General features: G+C 72.6%; 17 protein-coding genes. 6 read left to right on the forward strand and 11 right to left on the reverse strand.

From position 1 onward, the window contains the following. Positions 1-218 precede the first annotated feature (218 nt). From SAVERM_RS23555 to SAVERM_RS23570, 4 genes are all read left to right on the forward strand, one after another. Positions 219-1,511, forward strand: a complete 1,293-nt coding sequence (locus tag SAVERM_RS23555) for an aspartate kinase (RefSeq protein WP_010985983.1) — start codon at positions 219-221, stop codon at positions 1,509-1,511. Further along, positions 1,511-2,587: an aspartate-semialdehyde dehydrogenase gene (locus SAVERM_RS23560; RefSeq protein WP_010985984.1), complete on the forward strand. Its 1,077-nt coding sequence runs from the start codon at positions 1,511-1,513 to the stop codon at positions 2,585-2,587. The genes SAVERM_RS23555 and SAVERM_RS23560 overlap by 1 nt, the downstream gene beginning before the upstream one ends. Positions 2,588-3,049: 462 nt before the next feature. After that, positions 3,050-3,646: a SigE family RNA polymerase sigma factor gene (locus SAVERM_RS23565; protein ID WP_202497490.1), complete on the forward strand. Its 597-nt coding sequence runs from the start codon at positions 3,050-3,052 to the stop codon at positions 3,644-3,646. After that, positions 3,643-4,845 (forward strand): hypothetical protein, encoded by a 1,203-nt coding sequence (locus tag SAVERM_RS23570; protein WP_010985986.1) that lies wholly within the window; start codon positions 3,643-3,645, stop codon positions 4,843-4,845. The genes SAVERM_RS23565 and SAVERM_RS23570 overlap by 4 nt, the downstream gene beginning before the upstream one ends. 85 nt (positions 4,846-4,930) lie before the next feature. On the opposite strand, the gene SAVERM_RS23575 is transcribed toward SAVERM_RS23570, so the two are convergent. From SAVERM_RS23575 to SAVERM_RS23590, 4 genes are all read right to left on the reverse strand, one after another. After that, on the reverse strand, positions 4,931-5,758 hold the full coding sequence (locus SAVERM_RS23575; protein WP_010985987.1) for an SURF1 family protein: 828 nt from the start codon (positions 5,756-5,758) through the stop codon (positions 4,931-4,933). Between the two features lie 176 nt (positions 5,759-5,934). Beyond that, on the reverse strand, positions 5,935-7,776 hold the full coding sequence (locus SAVERM_RS23580) for a S9 family peptidase (RefSeq protein WP_010985988.1): 1,842 nt from the start codon (positions 7,774-7,776) through the stop codon (positions 5,935-5,937). A 122-nt stretch (positions 7,777-7,898) separates the two neighbouring features. Continuing rightward, positions 7,899-9,920 (reverse strand): NAD-binding protein, encoded by a 2,022-nt coding sequence (locus SAVERM_RS23585; protein ID WP_010985989.1) that lies wholly within the window; start codon positions 9,918-9,920, stop codon positions 7,899-7,901. Between the two features lie 132 nt (positions 9,921-10,052). Beyond that, positions 10,053-10,550 (reverse strand): winged helix-turn-helix transcriptional regulator, encoded by a 498-nt coding sequence (locus SAVERM_RS23590; protein ID WP_037649212.1) that lies wholly within the window; start codon positions 10,548-10,550, stop codon positions 10,053-10,055. Positions 10,551-10,786: 236 nt separating this feature from the next. Between SAVERM_RS23590 and SAVERM_RS42795 the strand changes: the two genes are divergently transcribed. Next, entirely contained in the window at positions 10,787-10,948 is a 162-nt protein-coding gene (locus tag SAVERM_RS42795; RefSeq protein ID WP_154696733.1) for a hypothetical protein, read from the forward strand. Positions 10,949-11,004: 56 nt separating this feature from the next. Here the strand turns inward: SAVERM_RS42795 and SAVERM_RS23595 are convergent, their stop codons facing one another. The 3 genes from SAVERM_RS23595 to SAVERM_RS23605 all read right to left on the reverse strand — a co-directional run bounded on the left by SAVERM_RS23595 (position 11,005) and on the right by SAVERM_RS23605 (position 14,395). Then, positions 11,005-11,775: a TIGR03943 family putative permease subunit gene (locus SAVERM_RS23595; RefSeq protein ID WP_010985991.1), complete on the reverse strand. Its 771-nt coding sequence runs from the start codon at positions 11,773-11,775 to the stop codon at positions 11,005-11,007. Next, the gene (locus tag SAVERM_RS23600; RefSeq protein ID WP_010985992.1) at positions 11,772-12,782 is read right to left on the reverse strand and encodes a permease; all 1,011 of its coding nucleotides are present in this window, start codon (positions 12,780-12,782) and stop codon (positions 11,772-11,774) included. Before SAVERM_RS23600 ends, SAVERM_RS23595 begins: the two co-directional genes overlap by 4 nt. A 191-nt stretch (positions 12,783-12,973) precedes the next feature. After that, entirely contained in the window at positions 12,974-14,395 is a 1,422-nt protein-coding gene (locus tag SAVERM_RS23605) for a hypothetical protein (RefSeq protein WP_010985993.1), read from the reverse strand. Between the two features lie 114 nt (positions 14,396-14,509). Between SAVERM_RS23605 and SAVERM_RS23610 the strand changes: the two genes are divergently transcribed. Beyond that, on the forward strand, positions 14,510-15,766 hold the full coding sequence (locus tag SAVERM_RS23610) for a molybdopterin-dependent oxidoreductase (protein WP_037649216.1): 1,257 nt from the start codon (positions 14,510-14,512) through the stop codon (positions 15,764-15,766). A gap of 403 nt (positions 15,767-16,169) precedes the next feature. Here SAVERM_RS23610 and SAVERM_RS23615 read toward each other — a convergent pair whose 3' ends face one another. The 4 genes from SAVERM_RS23615 to SAVERM_RS23630 all read right to left on the reverse strand — a co-directional run bounded on the left by SAVERM_RS23615 (position 16,170) and on the right by SAVERM_RS23630 (position 19,720). Then, positions 16,170-17,069 (reverse strand): methyltransferase domain-containing protein, encoded by a 900-nt coding sequence (locus SAVERM_RS23615; RefSeq protein ID WP_010985995.1) that lies wholly within the window; start codon positions 17,067-17,069, stop codon positions 16,170-16,172. Continuing rightward, entirely contained in the window at positions 17,066-17,683 is a 618-nt protein-coding gene (locus SAVERM_RS23620; RefSeq protein WP_010985996.1) for a TIGR04282 family arsenosugar biosynthesis glycosyltransferase, read from the reverse strand. The genes SAVERM_RS23615 and SAVERM_RS23620 overlap by 4 nt, the downstream gene beginning before the upstream one ends. Beyond that, positions 17,680-18,477, reverse strand: coding sequence for a glycosyltransferase family 2 protein (locus SAVERM_RS23625; RefSeq protein WP_010985997.1), 798 nt, complete (start codon positions 18,475-18,477; stop codon positions 17,680-17,682). The genes SAVERM_RS23620 and SAVERM_RS23625 overlap by 4 nt, the downstream gene beginning before the upstream one ends. A gap of 241 nt (positions 18,478-18,718) precedes the next feature. Further along, positions 18,719-19,720 carry an NAD-dependent epimerase/dehydratase family protein gene (locus tag SAVERM_RS23630; RefSeq protein WP_010985998.1) on the reverse strand — a complete coding sequence of 334 codons (1,002 nt, stop codon included), beginning with the start codon at positions 19,718-19,720 and terminating at the stop codon, positions 18,719-18,721. Positions 19,721-19,935 lie beyond the last annotated feature (215 nt).

Below are 19,935 nucleotides of genomic sequence, written 5' to 3' on the forward strand. Positions count from 1 at the left end.
TCGCTTGCGTGTGACGCGGCGCACTTTCCGAGTACCGCTCCCGTGACGAGGGCAGATGCCGTCCTGGAGCGGCCGGAGATTCCCGGAGAAATCCGAGGGGATCGCTGTGTGAGCGGGACATCTCACCATGCGACATCTCGGCAGGGAATTTCGGCTGCTCGTTAGACTGAGCCGACCGCAGTTGTGCGGTGCAGAAACGGATTGAGCGAGGAGCGCACGTGGGCCTTGTCGTGCAGAAGTACGGAGGCTCCTCCGTAGCCGATGCCGAAGGCATCAAGCGCGTCGCCAAGCGAATCGTGGAAGCGAAGAAGAACGGCCACCAGGTGGTCGTGGTCGTTTCCGCGATGGGCGACACGACGGACGAGCTGATCGATCTCGCCGAGCAGGTATCTCCGATGCCCAGCGGGCGAGAGTTCGACATGCTGCTGACCGCCGGAGAGCGGATCTCCATGGCCTTGCTGGCGATGGCGATCAAAAACCTGGGCCACAGCGCCCAGAGCTTCACCGGCAGCCAGGCAGGCGTCATCACCGACTCGGTCCACAACAAAGCGCGGATCATCGATGTCACGCCGGGCCGCATCCGGACCGCGCTCGACGAGGGCAACATCGCCATCGTCGCCGGGTTCCAGGGCGTCAGCCAGGACAAGAAGGACATCACCACGCTCGGCCGCGGCGGCTCCGACACGACCGCCGTCGCCCTTGCCGCCGCCCTCGACGCCGAGGTCTGCGAGATCTACACCGACGTGGACGGCGTGTTCACCGCCGACCCGCGCGTGGTGAAGAAGGCGAAGAAGATCGACTGGATCGCCTTCGAGGACATGCTGGAGCTCGCCGCCTCCGGCTCCAAGGTGCTGCTCCACCGCTGTGTGGAGTACGCCCGCCGTTACAACATCCCGATCCACGTGCGCTCGTCCTTCAGCGGACTTCAGGGCACCTGGGTCAGTAACACGCCACTCGTTCAAAAGGCACAGCAGCAAGGGGAACAGAAGGTGGAGCAGGCCATCATTTCCGGTGTCGCTCACGACACCTCAGAGGCCAAGGTCACGGTCGTCGGCGTCCCGGACAAGCCGGGCGAGGCCGCCTCGATCTTCCGCGCCATCGCCGATGCCGAAGTCAACATCGACATGGTCGTGCAGAACGTGTCCGCCGCCTCCACGGGCCTGACGGACATCTCCTTCACGCTCCCGAAGACCGAGGGCCGCAAGGCCATCGACGCGCTGGAGAAGGCCAAGTCGGTCATCGGCTTCGACTCCCTGCGCTACGACGACCAGATCGGCAAGATCTCCCTGGTCGGCGCCGGCATGAAGACCAACCCGGGCGTGACCGCCGGGTTCTTCGAGGCGCTGTCCGACGCGGGCGTGAACATCGAGCTGATCTCGACCTCCGAGATCCGTATCTCGGTCGTCACGCGTGCCGACGACGTCCCCGAGGCCGTCCGCGCCGTGCACACCGCCTTCGGGCTGGACTCCGACAGTGACGAGGCCGTGGTCTACGGGGGCACGGGCCGCTGATGGACCGCACCGGGCCGCGAGCCGGGAGGCCGACGCTCGCGGTGGTGGGAGCGACCGGCGCCGTCGGCACCGTCATGCTCCAGATCCTGTCGCAGCACGCGGACATCTGGGGCGAGATCCGCCTGATCGCCTCCCCGCGCTCGGCCGGCCGCAAGCTGGCCGTGCGCGGCGAGGAGGTCGAGGTCATGGCCCTGACCGAGGCCGCCTTCGACGGCGTCGACGTGGCGATGTTCGACGTGCCGGACGAGGTCGCCGCGCAGTGGGCACCCATCGCGGCGGCCAAGGGCACGGTCGTCGTCGACAACTCCGGCGCCTTCCGGATGGACCCCGACGTGCCCCTCGTCGTACCCGAGGTCAATCCCCACGCGGTACGTATGCGCCCGCGCGGGATCATCGCCAACCCCAACTGCACGACCCTCTCGATGATCGTGGCGCTCGGCGCGCTGCACGCCGAGTTCGGGCTGCGCGAATTGGTGGTGTCCAGCTATCAGGCGGTGAGCGGCGCCGGACGCGCGGGCGTCGAGACGCTGCGGCAGCAGATGTCCCTGGTCGCCGGTACGCAACTGGGGACCAGCCCCGGTGACGTACGACGGGCCGTGGGCGACAACACCGGTCCCTTCCCGGAGCCGGTCGCGCTGAACGTCGTGCCGTGGGCCGGATCGCTGCGCGAGGACGGCTGGTCCTCGGAGGAGATGAAGGTACGCGACGAGTCCCGCAAGATCCTCGGGCTGCCCCAGCTGCGCGTCGCCGTCACCTGCGTCCGGGTGCCGGTGGTCACCACGCACTCGCTCACCGTCCACGCCCGCTTCGAGGGCGAGGTCACCGTCGACAAGGCCCGCGAGATCCTCGCCACCGCACCCGGCGTCGTCCTCTTCGACGACCCGGCCGCCGGCGAGTTCCCGACCCCCGCCGACGTGGTGGGCACCGACCCGACCTGGGTGGGCCGCGTACGCCGCGCGCTCGACGACCCGACGGCACTCGAACTGTTCGTCTGCGGGGACAACCTGCGCAAGGGCGCCGCTCTGAACACCGCGCAGATCGCGGAGCTGGTGGCGAGGGAGCTGACGGGGGCGTAAGGAGCCCAAAGGGCACAGGGGGGGCAAGTTCTTCGCCTCAGGTGTCCGAAAACCGGAATCACCCTGGCCACCAGCGGATTCGTTTGTAGGATCTGTGTGAGTTCTGTGGTGCGGCCCATGGTCCGGACCACTTGAATCAAGCCCTTTCGGCGTTCGAAGATTTCCCTCCCCGCTCTCCGCAACCGTGCGGACGGCGGGGAGCGTCTTTGCGGTCGCCCTTCGGGGGGCTGGGAGCCACGACACACGGGGCATAGGGGAAGAGCTGGTACGCATGAGGGCCTTTGATGCACTGTCCGTTGCGCTGGGGAGCGCGCGGGCAGGTGTGCAGCCTGACGCAAACGTGATGCCTGTCGCGTACAACCCTGGTGGGGGGAAACGTGTCCAACTGACGTGGCAGAGGTACTGGAATTCACCGCGGTACAGGCAAGGGGCACAGCCCTTCGTCCACCCCGCCGACCCCGCATGCCCGGCGCGCCCGGCGGCATGCCGGTGATCGCCCCCATGCCCGCAGCGCGGCCCGCCCGCATACCGAACCAGCGCGAGGGCGCTGACGAGACGATGGCCGCCGGTACGACGGTCGACCATCTGACCGAGACCTATCGCGCCCACTACCGCTCCCTCCTGGGTCTTGCGGCGCTCCTGCTCGACGACACCGCGTCCTGCGAGGACGTCGTGCAGGAGGCCTTCATCCGGGTGCACTCGGCGCGCAAGCGCGTCCGCGACCCGGAGAAGACGCTCGCGTATCTGCGCCAGACGGTGGTGAACCTCTCGCGCTCCGCGCTGCGCCGCCGCATCCTCGGCCTGAAGCTGCTGTCGAAGCCGATGCCGGACATGGCGAGCGCGGAGGAAGGCGCGTACGACCAGCTGGAGCGCGACTCCCTGATCAAGGCGATGAAGGGCCTGCAGCGCCGGCAGCGCGAGGTCCTGGTCCTGCGGTACTTCGCCGACATGACCGAGGCCCAGGTCGCCGAGACGCTGGGGATATCGCTGGGGTCCGTCAAGGCGTACGGCTCGCGTGGCATCGCGGCGCTCCGCATCGCCATGGAGGAGCCGGTATGAGCGGGTACGACGACAAGCCCTTCGAGCCCTTCGACTCCATCTTCGACTCCATTGACTCCTACGACGATGAACACGCTGGGAACGGCACTGTGAAACACGGCCCCGACGGACAGGGACCTGAGAACACGGACACGGACGGTCGGGGTGGCGGCCGGGGCTTCGACGGGCTCGGCCCGGGCGCGGATCCCGACGGCTTCGACTCGGAGCCCGGCGACGGGCTCGGCTCGGACGAGCTGGCGCTGCGCAGGATGCTGCACCAGGCCGTCCGGGAGATCGAGCCCCACGACGCCACGCTGGAGCATCTGCGGCGCGCGGTGCCGGCCCGGCGGGCGCGCAAGCGGCAGGCCGTGGTGGGCATGGCCGCCGCCGCGCTCTTCATCGGCACGGCCATCCCGGCCCTCGTGCACGTCTCGAACGCCACCGGCTCCGACGCCGACCCGTCCATCGCCGGCCAGGCCTCCCAGGCGCAGGGCGGCGCCGGCCAGGACAAGGGCCCGGACGGAGGCTCCAACGCCGCCGGCTCCTCGGGCTCGTCCAAGGGCAAGGGCAAGGACAGCCAGAAGGGCAAGGGCGACAAGGGCACGGGGGCGAGCGGCGGGACCACCGGCGGGGTCAACCCGCCGGCCTCCGCGGCGAGCGCACCCACGTGTACGGCCACCCAGTTCGGCGTGGTGTCCGCGAACGCGGGCACGCCGGACTCGACCGGCGCCGTCTACGGCACCTTCCGCATCTCCAACATCTCCGCCACGAGCTGTACGGTCTCCGGCACGGGCAGCGTGACCGCGGCCGCGGCGGGCGCGGCGGACCAGTCCAAGATCAACGTGGTGCCCCATGTCGCGGGCGACGCGGCGGCCGGCCTGCCGGACCCGTCCCAGGACGTCGCCTCCCTGGTGCTTCAGCCGGGGGCGGCGTACGACGTGAAGTTCGCCTGGGTGCCGTCGGAGACGTGCCCCACCACGGGTGGTCCCGGTGGCCCCTCCCCGGACCCGACGCCCAGTGACGACACCACCGACAGCGGCGGTACGGACTCGGCCGGCGCCGGCACGGCGCCGCAGCTGCTGAGGGAGGACGGGACCGCCGACGGAAGCGTGACGGTGTCCCACATCACGGCCGCGGGGTCACCCACGGCCACGACGGCGGTGTCCAACGCGTGCGCCGGGACGATCTACCGGACCGGGATACTGCCGGCGGTGTCCTGACCCGGCCTCCGACGCCGCGTGCGCGCCGCTGCGTTTCCGCCGATGTGCGCAGGCGGCGACGGCGGCGACTGCGGCGGCGGCCTTCTCAGCTCTTCGCTTCGGCCTCGGCCTCGACCCGGGCCTCGGCTTCGCCGGTCGCGTCGGTCTCGGGCGGGAAAATCCCCAGTTCCGCGTCCCGGGCGAATTCCGCCTCCCGGCGCAGCAGCCGGAACCACATGAAGACGACGAAGCCCGCGAAGACGAACCACTCACCGGTGTAGCCGAGGTTCTGGAACGCCTTCAGGTCGAGGCCGGTGCCCTGGGCCGCCGTCGCGGGCACCGCCTTCATCCCGCTGTCGGTCTTCGTGAGCGTGATCCACGCGTTGTACACGTCGTACGGCACCAGGTTCACCAGCGCCGCCGAGCTGATCGCGCCGGTCTGGCCCGCGGGCAGCCCGCCGACCGTGCTCACCCCGTTCGACCCGGGGCTCTCGGACGCCTGGAGCGCGCCCGTCACCGTGACCTCGCCGGTGGGCGGAGCCGGCGCCTTCGCCGCGTCGGCGGTGCCGGGCAGCCAGCCCCGCACCACGGGCAGCGCCTTGCCGCCGTCGGTGCGCAGCATCGTCAGGACGTAGAACCCGCGCCTGTCGTCCAGCTCGCGGTCCGGCACGAGCAGTTGCCTGCCGCTGTCGTACCGGCCGGTCGCCGTGGCCTGCCTGCCGGACGTCCTCTTGTCCACGGGCAGCAGCTCGGCCAGCGGCCGGGCCGCGGCCGTCTTGGCCGCCGCGGCCTGCTCGCTCGCGGTCCGGTGGTCCTGTATCCGGTCCTCGAACCTGCTCAACTGCCACGACCCCATGAAGACGCAGAAGGGGATGGCCAACAGCACGAAGACGTTGATCCCCCACCATCGGGGCGTCAGCAGGAACCGGTACACGACGTCAACGGTACGGTGCCGTCGGCCCGGGCCGAGCGTGGGGGTTCGGTCGTACGGGACCGGGATTCGGCCGTACGAGACCGGCGCTCGCCGTCACCCCGGCCCCGCACGCCCCGCTTCACCGGCCCCGCACGCCCCGCGTCAGAGGCTCCGCGCGCCGTGGCCCCCGCGCGTCCTCACCGCCCGAGGTGCCGCTCCGCGAACTCCAGTTCCAGCCGCACCTGCTTGATCCGCTCGTCCACGACCAGCGAGCCGTGCCCCGCGTCGTACCGGTACACCTCGTGCACCGCGTCCCGCGCGGTCAGCCGCTCCACATAGTTCTCCACCTGCCGGATGGGGCACCGCGGATCGTTGACGCCCGCCGAGATGTACACCGGTGCCTTCACCGCGTCGACGTAGGTCAGCGGCGACGACGCCTCGAACCGCTCCGGCACCTCCTCCGGCGTGCCCCCGAGCAGCGTCCGGTCCATCGCCTTCAGCGCCTCCATCTCGTCGTGGTACGCCGTGACGTAGTCGGCCACCGGCACCGCGGCGATCCCGATCGTCCACGCGTCCGGCTGGGTGCCGAGCCCGAGCAGCGTGAGATACCCGCCCCAGGAACCGCCGGTCAGGATCAGCCTGTCGGGGTCGGCGAGCCCGGACGACACCGCCCACTCCCGCACCGCCGCGATGTCCTCCAGCTCGATCAGACCCACCCGGTGCTTGAGCGCGTCCGTCCACTCCCGCCCGTATCCGGTCGACCCGCGGTAGTTGACCCGCACGACCGCGTACCCGTGGTCCAGCCAGGCCGCCGGGCCCGCCGCGAACGAGTCGCTGTCGTGCCAGGTCGGACCGCCGTGGATGTCGAACACCGTCGGCAGCGGACCGCTCGCCCCCGCCGGCCTCTGCACCAGCGCGTGGACTCGCCCGCCGGGACCCTCCACCCACACGTCCTCCACCGGCACCGAACCCGGCGACTTCATCCCGGGCGGATCGAGGACGATCCCGCCCGAGGTGGACCGCACCACCGACGGCTCGGCCGCCGACGACCACAGGTACTCCACGCTGCCGTCGGGCCGGGCCGTCGCCCCCGACACCGTGCCCGCGGGCGTCGGCACCCGGACCAGCTCGCGCGAGGCCAGGTCGTAGCGGAACAGCTCGCTGCGCGCCTCGAAGCTGTGGGCGACCAGCAGCGCGGAACCGTCCGGATACCACTCCGCGCCCACGTCGCCCGGCAGCTCCAGCGCCAGGTCCGTCTCCTCGCCGGAGGCGACGTCCCACACCAGCGGCTCCCAGCGGCCGCGCCGCTGGTGCCCGATGAGCAGCCGCGTGTCCCCGTCGACCGGAGCGAAGCCCAGCACCTCCAGGCCCAGCTCGACCGAGCCACCCTTGGTGTCGTCCAGCTCGGCGACCGTGGAGCCGTCGAGGCGCAGCACCCGCAGCGCCGAGTGCATCGCGTCGCCGTGCTCGGTGTGCTCGACCGCGATCAGCGATCCGTCGTGCGAGAGGTCGCCGACGCCGGCCGACTCCCGGTGGCGGTAGATCTCCACCGGCTCCTGACCGGCTCGTACGACATGGACCGTGGACCCGTCCTCGTCGGTCGACCGCCCCACCACGGCGGTGCCGCCGTCCCGCCCGATCGCGAGACCCGCCGGGTACGAGGGCTCGAGGCCGTCAGCCGCGGGCTCGTCGGGGCCGTCCGCGGTGCCGCCCCCGGTGAACCGCTGCCTTCTCCAGATCCCGAACTCGTCCCCGTCCGTGTCGTCGAACCACCAGATCCACTCGCCGTCCGGCGAGAGCACGCCGTCCGTCGTGCCGTTCGGCCGGTCCGTGACCTGGCGTTGCTCGCCCGTCGTGCGGTCCCACGCGTACAACTCGTACGTCCCCGTCGCGTTGGACACGAACAGCGCACGGTGCGGCGCGTCCTCCGCCCAGTCCGGCAGCGACACCCGCGGCGCCCGGAAGCGCTTCTCCCAGTCCGGCATGGTCTCGCCGCGTACCTGCTGTTCCTGCGAGGTGGACCCAGTGCTCTCAGTCATGGCCCCATAGTGCACGGCCCGGACGACAATCCGCCGGGGAGGTCCCCAGCCTGTGGATAACTTGCCGGCCCTGACGGCCTTCCTCCGTTGTCTTCGCAGGTCGGAGCAGGTGTCAGGGCCGGCTACACGTCGGTCCGCGCCTGGGGCCGCCGGCCGAGGAGCTCCGCGAGGCCGCGGCGGGTGGCGGCCAGCACCACTCGGTCCTCGGCGCGCAGCACGTAGGTGGCGGGCAGGTCCCAGACCAACCCGGAGCGACGGTAGGGAGAGTCCGCGGACGCGGACGCGGACGGGGAGGGGGAGGGGGCCGGGGAGTGGGCCTGGCCCCGGCCACCGCGTGCCGCCGTGTCCAGCGCCAGTACGCGCCACGCCCCCGCGTGGAACGCCTCGCCGACCGTGCGTCCCTCCAGCCGCGGATGCCCGCCCACGTCCACGGCCGCGAACAGCAGCACCCGCCGTTCGACCGGGATGGCTCCCAGAATCTGCCGCCCCATCATGGCCCCGGCGAAAGCGGGTGCGGCCAGGTGCGACACGCTGCGGCTCCGGGTGAGCGCATGGGGGTGCGCCGCGCGCAGGGTGCGGTACACGGCGGTCGCGAAGTCGTCGTCGTACAGACGCAGGACGACCCGCAGATCGGGCCGCACCGACCGCGCGTACAGGGCGGCCTCCAGGTTGGTCGTGTCCGCGCTGGTCAGCGCGAGCAGCGCATGCGCCCGGTGGATCTTGGCGGCCTCCAGGACCCCTTCCTGCGTCACGTCCCCGAGCACCACCGGCACGCGCAGCCGCCGGGCCGTGGCGAGCCCGCGTGCCTCGGGGTCGCCCTCGACGCACACCACGGGGATGCGCAGCTCCCGCAGCCGGGTCAGCACGCGCGTACCGATCTTGCCGACCCCGAGCAGCACCACGTGCCCGGACAGCCCCCGCGGCGGCTTCCGCAGCGCGGACCCGCTGCGGAAGGTGCCGAGCGCTTCCAGCACGGCCGCCAGCAGCACGGGCAGCAGCAGCAACCCGACCAGCCCGGACAGGAGTTGCAGGATCTGCCGGCCGGTGGACTGTCCGACGGCGGGGTCGTTGATGGCGAACAGGTCGAGCAGCGTCAAGTAGGTCGCGTGCAGGGGGTGTTCGCGGGTGACCGCCATCTGCGCGACCGCGAGCCCGACCACACAGCCGACGAGCCCGGCGAACGACCACCGCAGCCGCCGCGACAGCAGTGAGGCGAACGGCAAGGCGTTGCGCCCGGCGGGCAGCGAGGACCCGGAGTACGACACGTTCTCCAGGACGACCGTGCCGCGCCCGGTGGCCGCCGCGATCGCTTCCTCGTCGGGCAGCAGCCGTGGCCCCTGCTCGCCGCTGCTCTCGGAGCCGTCGGCCCCGGCCGGGTCGCTGGCCGTCGCGGACAGCAGCGCCAGCGTGCACAGACCGGGATCGGCGACCTGCCCCGGTTCCGGCGGCGGCCGCTCCACCGCCCGCAGCATCAGTCCGTCGGTCTGTACGACCTTGCTGGTGCCGGTGACCGCGGTCGCGGCCAGCGCGGGTGCGGCGGTGTCGGCGTCGGACAGGACGGTCGTGGACGCGTCGAACTGTGCGGCCGGCCCGTCGGCTCCGGCCGCGGCCAACGTGGCGGCCTGATCGAGGAGTTCCTCGATGTGCTGGCCCAGCCGCCGGTTGTAGAGCCGCAGGACGAGCCGCAGGTGTGGGTTGAGCCGGCGGGCGGTGAGCGCGGCCCGGATGTTGGTCTCGTCGTCGTCGTACACGAGCGCCAGCGCGGCCGCCCGCTCCACACCCGCCTCGGCGAGCACGGCCTCGTTGGCCTCGACGGCCTCCAACAGCCGCTCGGTGCCGGGGGGTTCGGTGGTCCGGCCACCGCCGGTGGATCCGCCGCGCCCTCCAGCGCCGTCACCGCTGCCGCTGTTGCCGTTCCCGCCGCTGTTTCCCGTGGTGCTTCCGGCGCCGTTTCCGTTGCCGGCCGCCCGGGTGACGGCGGCGGACACCCGGTCGAGCAGGGTGGAGGTCCGGGCCCTGCCCACCACGGGCTGCCGCGCGACCCGTTCGGCGGGCGGTACGACCAGGGTCACCTGTTCCCCGTACACCCCTCGCAGCTCGGTGGCGAGCCGGAGGGCGAGGGCGTCGTCCCCGCACACCACCATGTGCGCGGCGGCGTCACTCGACCCGCTCTGATTCGGAAGGCTCACCACGAGGGGAAAGACTGCCCTACCGAGGGAGCTGGTTCCACCGGGGCACGACACGCGGATTTCTTCGCCGGTCCCGGGACTCGGCGTTCAGTCCGCGAACCGCTCCCGCACGTCGGGGCGTTCGGCGAGGCGGGGCGGGTAGCCGGGGCCGAGCCGCGGCCGGGTGTCGGTGGCGGTCATCGGCTCGCCGCACTCGGAGCAGACCACTTCCGCGTGCCCCTGCCGCCCGCACCGTTCGTGGTGGAAGACGACCGGCGCGCCCTGTTCCCCGGCCAGCCAGCGGTCGCCCCAGGCGTTCATGGCCATGAGCACACCGTAGAAGTCCCGGCCCTTGTCGGTGAGGACGTAGTCATGACGTACGGGCTCGTTCTGGTACGGCTGCTTCTCCATCAGCCCCTCGTCCACGAGCCGCCGCAGCCGGTCGGTCAGGGTGTTGCGGGCGATCCCCAGCGACTGCTGGAACGCGTCGAAGCGGCGCACGCCGTAGAACGCCTCGCGCAGCACGAGCGGTGTCCACCAGTCCCCGAGCAGATCCATGGTGCGAGCGATGGAGCAGGGCCAGTTCGCGAAGGAGGTCCGCCTCATGCCTGCCAGCATACGGTCCCTCCCCGGGGTCGGTCTCGGCTTGAGACCTTGCAGGCGGGGGCGGGCCGGGGGCGGGCCGGGGGTAGGCCGGGGGTGGCCCGGGGGGTGGCCCGGGGGCAGGCCGACGGGCGGGTGCGCGGGACCCTCCACGGGGCCGCCGACCGGGCTGTCGGCGGCCCCCGCGAGCGTGGTCGGGCAGCTGCTCGGCCCTGCTGGGTCCTGCTCGGTCCTGCCTGGTGAGCTGCTCGGTCGGCCATACGGCCCTGCTGGCCGCGGCGATGGCGGAACGCCTCGACCTGATGCTCGTACTGACCTGGCTGCCGCACCGGGACGGCCGGCGACGGGACGGCCGGCGACGGGACGGCCGGGCGACGGGGCGGCCGGCGACGGGACGGTGAGACACGGGACGGTGAGACACGGGGCGCGGCGAGTCCGCCCCGCCCGTCAGCTGCGGCTACTCCGGGCTTTCGTACTGGTCGCGCGGAGCCGGGACCGGCGTGGCCCGACTGACGTCGATGAACGGAATGACGCCGTTGTTGACCGGGTCCTTGGTCCGCCTGCTGCTGTAGGTGCCGGTGATCTCGAGCCAGGTGTCGGGCTGGAGGACGGGCGGGGTCCGCCCGGTCAGCCCGACCTTGATGGGCTGGGCGTCGGCGGCGCAGCAGCTGAGGATCATGCGGGTGAGATACGGCGCGCCACCGCGGTCGAGGGCGATGAAGCCGGTGATGGTGACCTTCCGGCCCTTCAGGGAACGTCCGTGGTCGAAGGCCGCACGGCCCGCGTAGTCGTCGACGCTGAGCTTGATGGGGTCGCCGGCCGGCAGGGCGGGAAAGCCCCAGGGCGCCTGGAGAGCCGTACCCGTGCGTACGGCGCTGTAGGAGCCGAGGGCGGGCGGCGCGACCAGGATGAGGGCGAACAGGGGCAGCACGAGAAGCCAGGAGATCCACGACTCGCGGTGCGCATGCCCGTGCCCGTGATCGTGCCCGCGATCGCGATCGTGGTCGTGGTCGTGACTGTCCTCATGGTCGTCGTGTTGTCCGCCCCGCGGCCGTCGAAGCTCGTACCAGACGGTGGCGACGGCGGCGACGATCAGTACGGCACCGGCCACCAGCAGCAGCGGGCGCAGTCCGGCCTTGACGTAGCGCAGATAGAGATCGGTGGAGCCGGCCCGCAGCACCGCCCCGCCGACGAGGAACAGCACGACCGCTTGCGCCTGCCGGTTCACAGCAGCACCGCCCCGACGAGGACCGACACGAGGACGGCCATGGCGAAGGTGGCCGGGGCGAACCGCAGCGCGAACCCGCGCCCGAACGTGCCGGCCTGCATGGCGAACAGCTTCAGGTCGATCATCGGCCCGACGACGAGGAACGCGAGCCGGGCGGTGAGCGAGAACTGGGTGAGGGACGAGACCACGAACGCGTCCGCCTCGGAGCAGATCGACAACAGCACCGCGAGGATCGCCAGCGCGAGGACCGACACCACGGGGTTGGTGGCGGCCATGTGCAGCCAGGCGGCCGGCACCACGGCCTTGAGGGTGGCCGCGGCCATCGCCCCGATGACGAGGAACCCGCCGGCGTGCATCACGTCGTGCCGTACGGACCCCCAGAACGCGGCTCCCTTGCCGGCGCCTTCGAACGACGGGTGGGCAGGGGCCCGCATCCAGTCGGTACGCCCCAGCCGCTGCCACAGCCACCCCATCGCGCACGCCACGAGCAGGCTCGCCCCGAACCGGGCGAACACCATCTCGGGGTTGCGGGGAAAGGCCACGGCGGTGGCGGTCAGCACGATCGGGTTGATCGCCGGGGCGGACAGCAGGAACGCCAGCGCCGCCGCGGGAGTGACGCCCCGGCGCACCAGCGCCCCGGCCACCGGCACGGAGGCGCACTCGCAGCCGGGCAGCACCGCCCCGGCCATCCCGGCGACGGGCACCGCGAGGGCGGGACGCTTCGGCAGCGCACGGGCGAAGAACGACGGGGGTACGAACACCGCGATGACCGCCGACAACAACACGCCGAGCACGAGGAAGGGCAGCGCCTGCACGACCACCGCGACGAACACGGTCGTCCAGCTCTGCATCACCGGAGTGGACAACGCCCGCCGAATCGGGCCCTGCACCGCGACCACCAGCACCAGCAGCATGGTCAGACCGAGCGAGGAGTTGAAGTGCCATCCCTGGGAACCGCCGGCGTCGGGGCGCTCGGCCCTGTCCGGCGCTGCCTTGGTGAGGGTCACGACTGAGGTACCTCCGGTGGTCCGGCAGGGCAGGGCGCTTCGCGGGACGGCGCCCCCCGCCCTTCAGTACGCCGCGGGAAGCCCGACTGCTCATCCGGGACCCACTATGGCCCACCCGGATCCCGAGCCCGACGGGCGCCCTCATCAGCCGGTCGGACGGGCGCCCTCATCAGCCGGTCGGACGGGTGCCCTCACCAGCCGGTCAGCAGCAGGTGGTTGAGGAGCAGGGCGAGCGTGGCCTGTGCGGCGAGCCAGGCGCGCGGTCGGGGGAGGAACGCGCCGGCGGCGAGCAGCCACATCGCGAACGGCAGCCAGATGCGTTCCGTCTCCGCCTTGCTCATCCCGGAGAGATCGGCGGCGAGCAGCGCGAGGAGGGCGGCGTACACGAGCAGGGCGAGGCGCGGTTCGGCGGCGGGGCCGGGCGCATCCCGGCTGCGAAGGACCTGGCCGCGCTGCCGGACCAGCGCGACGCCGGCCCGGCGCAGGCCCGCCACGGTCGCGAGGCCCACGACGAGCACGGTGCACGCCGGATTGGCCCACACCCAGTAGCCGTAGGGCCGGAGGCCGCCGGCTCCTTGGTAGTAGCGCTCGACCAACAGGCGGTACGCCTCCCACCAGTGGAAACCGGCGAGCGTGAACACGAGCGGGACGACGGCGAGTCCGGCGAACAGAAGGGGAAGCACCCGGACCCGCTCCCGCCCGAGCACCAGCACGCCCGCCGCGATCACCGCGAACAGCGTGAGCCCGTACGAGAGATAGCAGGTAAGGCCGAACAACAGCCCCGAGCCGAACGCGGCGGCCCACACCCGGTGCCCCGTCCGTCCCGCTCCACCCGTCTGTCCTGCCCCACCCGTCCGTCCCGCTCCACCCGTCCGTCCCGTCCCGCCCGTCACCGCGAGCGCCAGCAGCGCCACGGCCCAGGCGGCCACCGCCGCGAAGTACCCGTCGGCCGAGGTCCCCATCCACACCGCGGCCGGCGCCAGTACCAGGAACGGCGCAGCCCGCCGTGCCAGGACCTCCCCCGCCAGCACCCGCACCGTCACCAGCACGGCCACGCAGGCCGTGGCACCGACGGTGATGCACCAGACCCCGGCCCAGCCCCCGCCGCCCAGGCCGATCCGGTCGAGCAGGACGAAGGTGAGGGGCGCCGCCGGGGGATGACCCGCGACATGCGCGGGCCAGTGGCCGGGGGAGTCGATCAGGATGTGGTGGGTGAAGTCCCGCAGCGTGCCGGGGATGTCGTGGAAGCGGTCGATGACCCGGAGGTACTCGTACTGGGTGGTCAGCCGCCCGGCGATGCCGCGCTGCCAGCCGTCGACGAGCGCGAGCGAGAACGTCCACGCCGTGGCCGTGGCCCACGCGGCGGCGAGCAGCGCCCGCCAGGGCAGCCGGGCGGCGAGGGCGGGACCGTACGCCACGACGGCGACCGCGACGGCGAGCGCGGCCGGGGTGCCGGCGCCGACATGCGGCTCCGCAACGGCGTACAGCGGCGGCCAGCCCACATACAGCGTGCCGTCCTCGCGCTGGATGACGGTGCCGACCAGCACGGCCGTCACGACGAGCAGTGCGGCGACGAGGGCGGCAGCCAGGTCCCGGAGAAGATCGCGGATCACCTGGGGAACGCTAGGCCGGAAGGTGGCGCACGAGGCCGCACGCGGTGCGGACGTCAGCGTTTCGTCATGGGTTGCGGACCCTTTCGTGGGGTGGTCCCGGCCTACCTTCGGGACATGCGCGCCCCACGGCTCCCCTCCTCACGTGCCCCATGGCTCCCCTCCTCACCCGGCTTCTGGCGCAGTCCTGTGCGCGGCCCCTGGTTCACCTCCGTGCTCGGTGTCGTGCTGCTCGGCGGTATCACCGTGCTGTTCGTGACCGGGCTGCTGTCGTACGCCGCGTACAACCCGGACCTGGCACCGGTGAACGACCAGACTCCGGACAAGGGTCTCCTCGGCTTCTACCTCTTCGCCTGGCCGACCGATCCACCGTGGCTGTACCGCCTCACGCAGGGCCTCCACGTCACGCTCGGGCTCACCTTGATCCCCGTCCTGCTCGCCAAGCTGTGGTCGGTGGTGCCCAAGCTGTTCGAGCTGCCGCCGGCCCGTTCGCTCGCCCACGCGCTGGAGCGCCTCTCGCTGCTCCTGCTGGTGGGCGGCGCGCTCTTCGAGTTCGTGACGGGCGTGCTCAACGTCCAGCTCGACTACGTCTTCCCCGGCTCGTTCTATCCGCTGCACTTCTACGGCGCGTGGGTGTTCTTCGCCGCGTTCGTCGCGCACGCCGTGCTGAAGACGCCCGCGGCTCTGCGCAATCTGCGCCGACCGCGCACCGAGGAAGAGGAGTACGAGCCCGGTTCCCCGCCCCGCGCCGAGCCCACGGTGTCCCGGCGCGGCGCCCTCGGACTGGTCGGCGGCGGCTCACTGCTCCTGTTCGGGACGACGGCCGGGCACAGCTTCGACGGGCCGCTGCGGCAGACCGCCGTGCTCGCACCGCACGGCGGCCCCGAGCCGGGCCCGGGCCCCGGCGGCTTCCAGATCAACAAGACGGCCGCGTACGCCGGGATCGACGACCGTGAGACGAGCGCGGACGCCTGGCGACTGGTCCTCGTCGGGCGCACCGGCACGGTCCGGCTGAGCCGCGCCGAACTGGAGCGGCTTCCGTCGCGCAGCTCGGCGCTGCCCATCGCCTGCGTGGAGGGATGGTCCACCTCGGACCAGCGGTGGCGGGGCGTACGGCTGCGGGATCTCGCGGCGCTCGTCGGACACGACGAACCGCCCGACGTGCTGGTGGAGTCCCTCCAGCGGCACGGCGCGTTCCGCCGGGCCGCCCTGCGCGCCAACCAGGTGGCCGACCCGCGCTCCCTGCTCGCGCTGTACGTCAACGGCGAGGCCCTGACCCCCGACCACGGCCACCCGGCGCGGATCATCGTGCCCGCCGCCCCCGGCGTGCTCAACACCAAGTGGGTGGCCCGGATGACCTTCGGAGACCTGTGATGGGCGGCTTTCGGAAGCTGCTGAGCCCTGTGATGGACGGCCTTCGGAGACAGCTGAGTCCTGTGTTGGCCGGCCTTCGGAAGCTTCTGAGCCCTGTGATGCGCGGGCCCGTCATCGGCAGCCCGCTGCAACTGCTGCTGCTCGCCTGCTCGTTCGCCCTCGCGGGGTATGCGGGGGTGCGGCTGTTCGCGGGGGACTGGTTCGGGGTGGCGATGTGGTTCGTGGGAGCGGCCCTGGTGCACGACCTGGTGCTGCTCCCGTTGTACGCGCTGCTGGACCGTCTCCTCGTGGGGGCGGCGGGCCGTCACCGGGAGCTGGTCGGGTACGTACGCGTACCCGCCGCGCTCTCCGGCCTGCTCCTGCTCGTGTGGTTCCCGCTGATCAGCGGGCAGGTGTCGGCGCGTTACGAGTCCGCCGCCGGCCTGCCGGGCGACGGCTTCCGGGCCCGCTGGCTGCTGATCACGGCCGTACTGTTCGGCGGCTCGGCGCTCCTGTTGGTGCTGCGGCTGCGCAGGGCGACGAAGGAACGGCCGCCGGTGGACCACTGATCGGTGGCGTGCCAGCCCGAGCGCGCGGCGTACTGGAGCAGGGCCGGGGTGCCGAGGCGGGCCCAGGGGAACGGGTCGCCTGGGGTGGCCCGGGCATCGGTGACGTGGACGTGCACGCGTTCGTCGATGTCGTACGGGACGGTCTCGGCGATCAACAGGCCGCCCGGAGCGAGGAGATGGGCGATCCGGTGGAGGAGGGCGTCCGGGTCGCCGCCGATGCCGAGGTTGCCGTCGATGAGGAGGGCGGTGCCCCAGCGGCCCGCGCCGGGCACCGGCGCGAAGACGGAACGGCGCAGCGCCCGGCCGCCGATGCCGCGCGTGTGGGCGACGGCGGCCTCGCTGACGTCGATGCCGAGGGCGCGCAGGCCCCGCGCGCTCAGGGCGGCGACCAGTCGGCCGGGCCCGCACCCGACGTCGAGTACGGCCCCCTCGCACCGCTCCACCACGTCCAGGTCCGCCGCGTCCGCCTCCGCGCACCAGCGCTCCACCTCCAGCGGGAGCAGCCAGCCGTCGGCGCGGCGCAGAAAGAGGGGGCCGCGACCCGCGCGCAGGGCGTCGGCGTAGGGGTCGGCACACCAGGAGGGCGACGCACCGTCGAGCAGACCGCGCAACCGCCGGTTCGAACCGACGTTCTCGGTCTCGGTCATGCTGCCGCTGCCGCTGCCGCTGCCGCTGCCGCTGCGGGTGTGGCTGCCGCTGGTCGGTTCGGCCGCCTCGGTCGCCCACTCGGGCGCCATTTCGCGTGCGGTGCTCATCGGCCGGTGGCCGCCCTGAGCCGGTCCAGCTCCGCGGCGAAGCGGCTGTGGGGCGCCGACGCGGCGACCGACTCGGCGTCGGGGGCCGTGTCCACGTCGCGCAGCCGCGGCAGATCGCGCACCCGCAGCCCCGCGGCGACCAGCCGCTCACGCTGTACGGCGCCCGTCGCGGGCGTCGACATCGGTACGCCCCGCAGAAGACCGGGGTCGGGATCGGCGAGGCCGAGCGCCCAGAAGCCGCCGTCCTCAGCCGGTCCGAAGTACGCGTCGCAGCCGCGGAAGTCCACCGTGAGCAGCTCCGGTGTCACCTGGGGCGTGTCCATGCCGACGAGCAGAGCGGGACCGGCGCACCCGGCGAACGCCGCGGCGAGCCGTTCGTCGAGGCCGCCCGCGCACTGCGGCACGACCTCGAAACCCGGCGGCAGCCAGGGGCCCGGGGTCCCGTCGAGGACCAGCACGCGCCGCCGCGCGGGCGTCGCCGCGACGGTGCGCAGCGTGTCCACGAGAGCGGCCTCGGCGAGCTCCGCGGCCTGCCGGGGCGTGAACGGAGGCGTGAGCCGCGTTTTCACCCGCCCCGGCCGGGGTTCCTTGGCGATGACGAGCAGAGTGGTCACTGGGAGCTTCCTCCTTGGGAAGAGGAGAGGGAACCGCTCTCCGGGGGGCCGTCCTGCGCCGGTTCGGCCAGGACGCGGCTCATGTCGCGTACCGCCTGCCAGGTGCCGCGCCAGGTGCCCGTCACCTTCGAGACGCCGGTGCGCGGGAGGTAGGGGACGTCGTGTTCGGCGATGCGCCAGCCGGCGTCGGCGGCGCGGACCACCATCTGGAGGGGATAACCGCTGCGCCGGTCCGTGAGGCCGAGGGCGAGCAGCGGCTCGCGGCGGGCCGCGCGCAGGGGGCCGAGGTCGTGCAGACGCAGCCCGGTGCGACGGCGCAGCATCCGGGCGAGCGCGAGATTGCCGGCCCGAGCGTGCGCGGGCCAGGCGCCCCGGCCGTGCGGGCGACGCCGGCCGAGTACCAGGTCGGCCGCGCCGTCGCGCACCTCGCGGACGAAGGGGACGAGCAGGGAGGGGTCGAGTGAGCCGTCGCAGTCGCAGAAGCACACGATGTCGGCGGTGGCGGCGGTCAGCCCGGCGTGGCAGGCCGCACCGAACCCGCGGCGCGTCTCGGGGACGACGGTCGCGCCGAGACGGCGGGCGATCTCGGCCGAGCCGTCCGTGGAGCCGTTGTCCACGACGAGGGCACGCCAGCCGGGCGGAATGCGGGCCAGCACCCAGGGGAGGGCGTCGGCCTCGTCGAGGCACGGAAGGACCACGTCGACTTCGGGTTTCGTCGAAGCCAGGGGATCGACGGGATCGAGCGGATCGAAGGGATCGGGAGGATCGCTGGGAGAGGTCGTCACGGCTTTCACCCTACGAACACGAAAGGTTCATATCGGACTTCGACTCCTTACAGAACTGGGACGTCGGGAGGGGCGGCAGGGAAGGGGGCAGCGCGGAGCAACGGCCGTATGGAGCAACGGCCGTATGGAGCAACGGCCGTACGGAACGACGGCCGTACGGAACGACGGCTGTACGGAACGACGGCTGTACGGAACGACGACAGCGGGACCGGCGCAGGCGGCGGCCCCCGACCCCGCGATGGTCACCTGGTCACTCGTCGCGCAACCGCGCCCGCGCGAACTCCCGCATCCCGTCCTCGAACCCGGTCTCCGCCTTCCACCCCAGCTCGGCCCGCAGCCGGGAGGAGTCGGCCGTGATGTGGCGTACGTCGCCCAGCCGGTACTCCCCGGTGACGACGGGCTCGGGCCCGCCGTACGCGGCGGCCAACGCCCGGGCCATCGCGCCGACCGTGTGCGGCTCGCCGCTGCCGGTGTTGTAGACCGTGAGCGCGCCGACGGGTGAACTCGCTTCCAGCGCGGCCACGTTCGCCGCCGCCACATCCCGTACGTGCACGAAGTCCCGCCGCTGCGCGCCGTCCTCGAACACGTGCGGTGCCTCTCCCCGGGCGAGCGCCGAGCGGAAGAAGGAGGCGACGCCCGCGTACGGGGTGTCGCGGGGCATCCGGGGCCCGTACACGTTGTGGTACCGCAGCGACACGGCCGTTCCGTCCGTCGACCGGGCCCACGCCGCCGCCAGGTGTTCCTGGGCGAGCTTGGTCGTGGCGTACACGTTCCGCGGGTCCACCGGCGCGTCCTCGCCCACCAGTCCGGGAGACAGCGCCTCACCGCAGGCCGGGCAGACGGGCTCGAAGCGCCCGGCCGTCAGGTCGGCGACGGTCCGCGGTCCGGGCCGGACCACTCCGTGCCACTCGCACAGGTACCGCCCCTCCCCATAGACCACCATCGACCCGGCGAGCACGAGCCGCCGTACGCCCGCCTCCGCCATGCCGGTGAGCAGCACCGCGGTACCGAGGTCGTTGCGGGAGACGTACTCCGCCGCGTCGGTGAATCCGTTGCCGAGTCCGACCATGGCTGCCTGATGGCACACGGCGTCCACGCCGGCCAGGGCGCGGGCGACCGCGTCCCGGTCCCGGACGTCCGCGCCCGCGTCCTCGCGCACGTCGAACACGACGGGCTCGTGCCCGCGCGCCCCGAGCGCCTCGACGACATGGGACCCGATGAATCCGGCTCCGCCGGTGACCAGTACACGCATACGCCGCACGCTAGGCCCCGGCCCCCCACCACCCCAGCGCCACGCCCGGCACGTCACGGCTCCGTAAGACCTCGGCAGCCCTGAGGATCTCGCCCTCGGTGAAGTGCTCGCACAGCGCGGCGATGCTCACGGGGGAGCCGTCCGACAGGGAGAGGCTGTACGCCGCGACGCTGACCGTGACCGCGCTGCCGCGTCGCTGCGCGAGGGCGCGCGGC

Source organism: Streptomyces avermitilis MA-4680 = NBRC 14893, from assembly GCF_000009765.2.
Taxonomy (GTDB): Bacteria; Actinomycetota; Actinomycetes; order Streptomycetales; family Streptomycetaceae; genus Streptomyces; species Streptomyces avermitilis.

Bases quoted from the DNA above. Each gene is read 5' to 3' on its own strand.
- SAVERM_RS23565 (WP_202497490.1), top strand. From the start codon at position 3,050: ATGCCCGGCGCGCCCGGCGGCATGCCGGTGATCGCCCCCATGCCCGCA.
- SAVERM_RS23560 (WP_010985984.1), top strand. From the start codon at position 1,511: ATGGACCGCACCGGGCCGCGAGCCGGGAGGCCGACGCTCGCGGTGGTG.
- SAVERM_RS23615 (WP_010985995.1), bottom strand. From the start codon at position 17,069: ATGAGCACCGCACGCGAAATGGCGCCCGAGTGGGCGACCGAGGCGGCC.
- SAVERM_RS23585 (WP_010985989.1), bottom strand. From the start codon at position 9,920: ATGGTGGTGTGCGGGGACGACGCCCTCGCCCTCCGGCTCGCCACCGAG.
- SAVERM_RS23610 (WP_037649216.1), top strand. From the start codon at position 14,510: ATGCGCGCCCCACGGCTCCCCTCCTCACGTGCCCCATGGCTCCCCTCC.
- SAVERM_RS23580 (WP_010985988.1), bottom strand. From the start codon at position 7,776: ATGACTGAGAGCACTGGGTCCACCTCGCAGGAACAGCAGGTACGCGGC.
- SAVERM_RS23590 (WP_037649212.1), bottom strand. From the start codon at position 10,550: ATGAGGCGGACCTCCTTCGCGAACTGGCCCTGCTCCATCGCTCGCACC.
- SAVERM_RS23570 (WP_010985986.1), top strand. From the start codon at position 3,643: ATGAGCGGGTACGACGACAAGCCCTTCGAGCCCTTCGACTCCATCTTC.
- SAVERM_RS23630 (WP_010985998.1), bottom strand. From the start codon at position 19,720: ATGCGTGTACTGGTCACCGGCGGAGCCGGATTCATCGGGTCCCATGTC.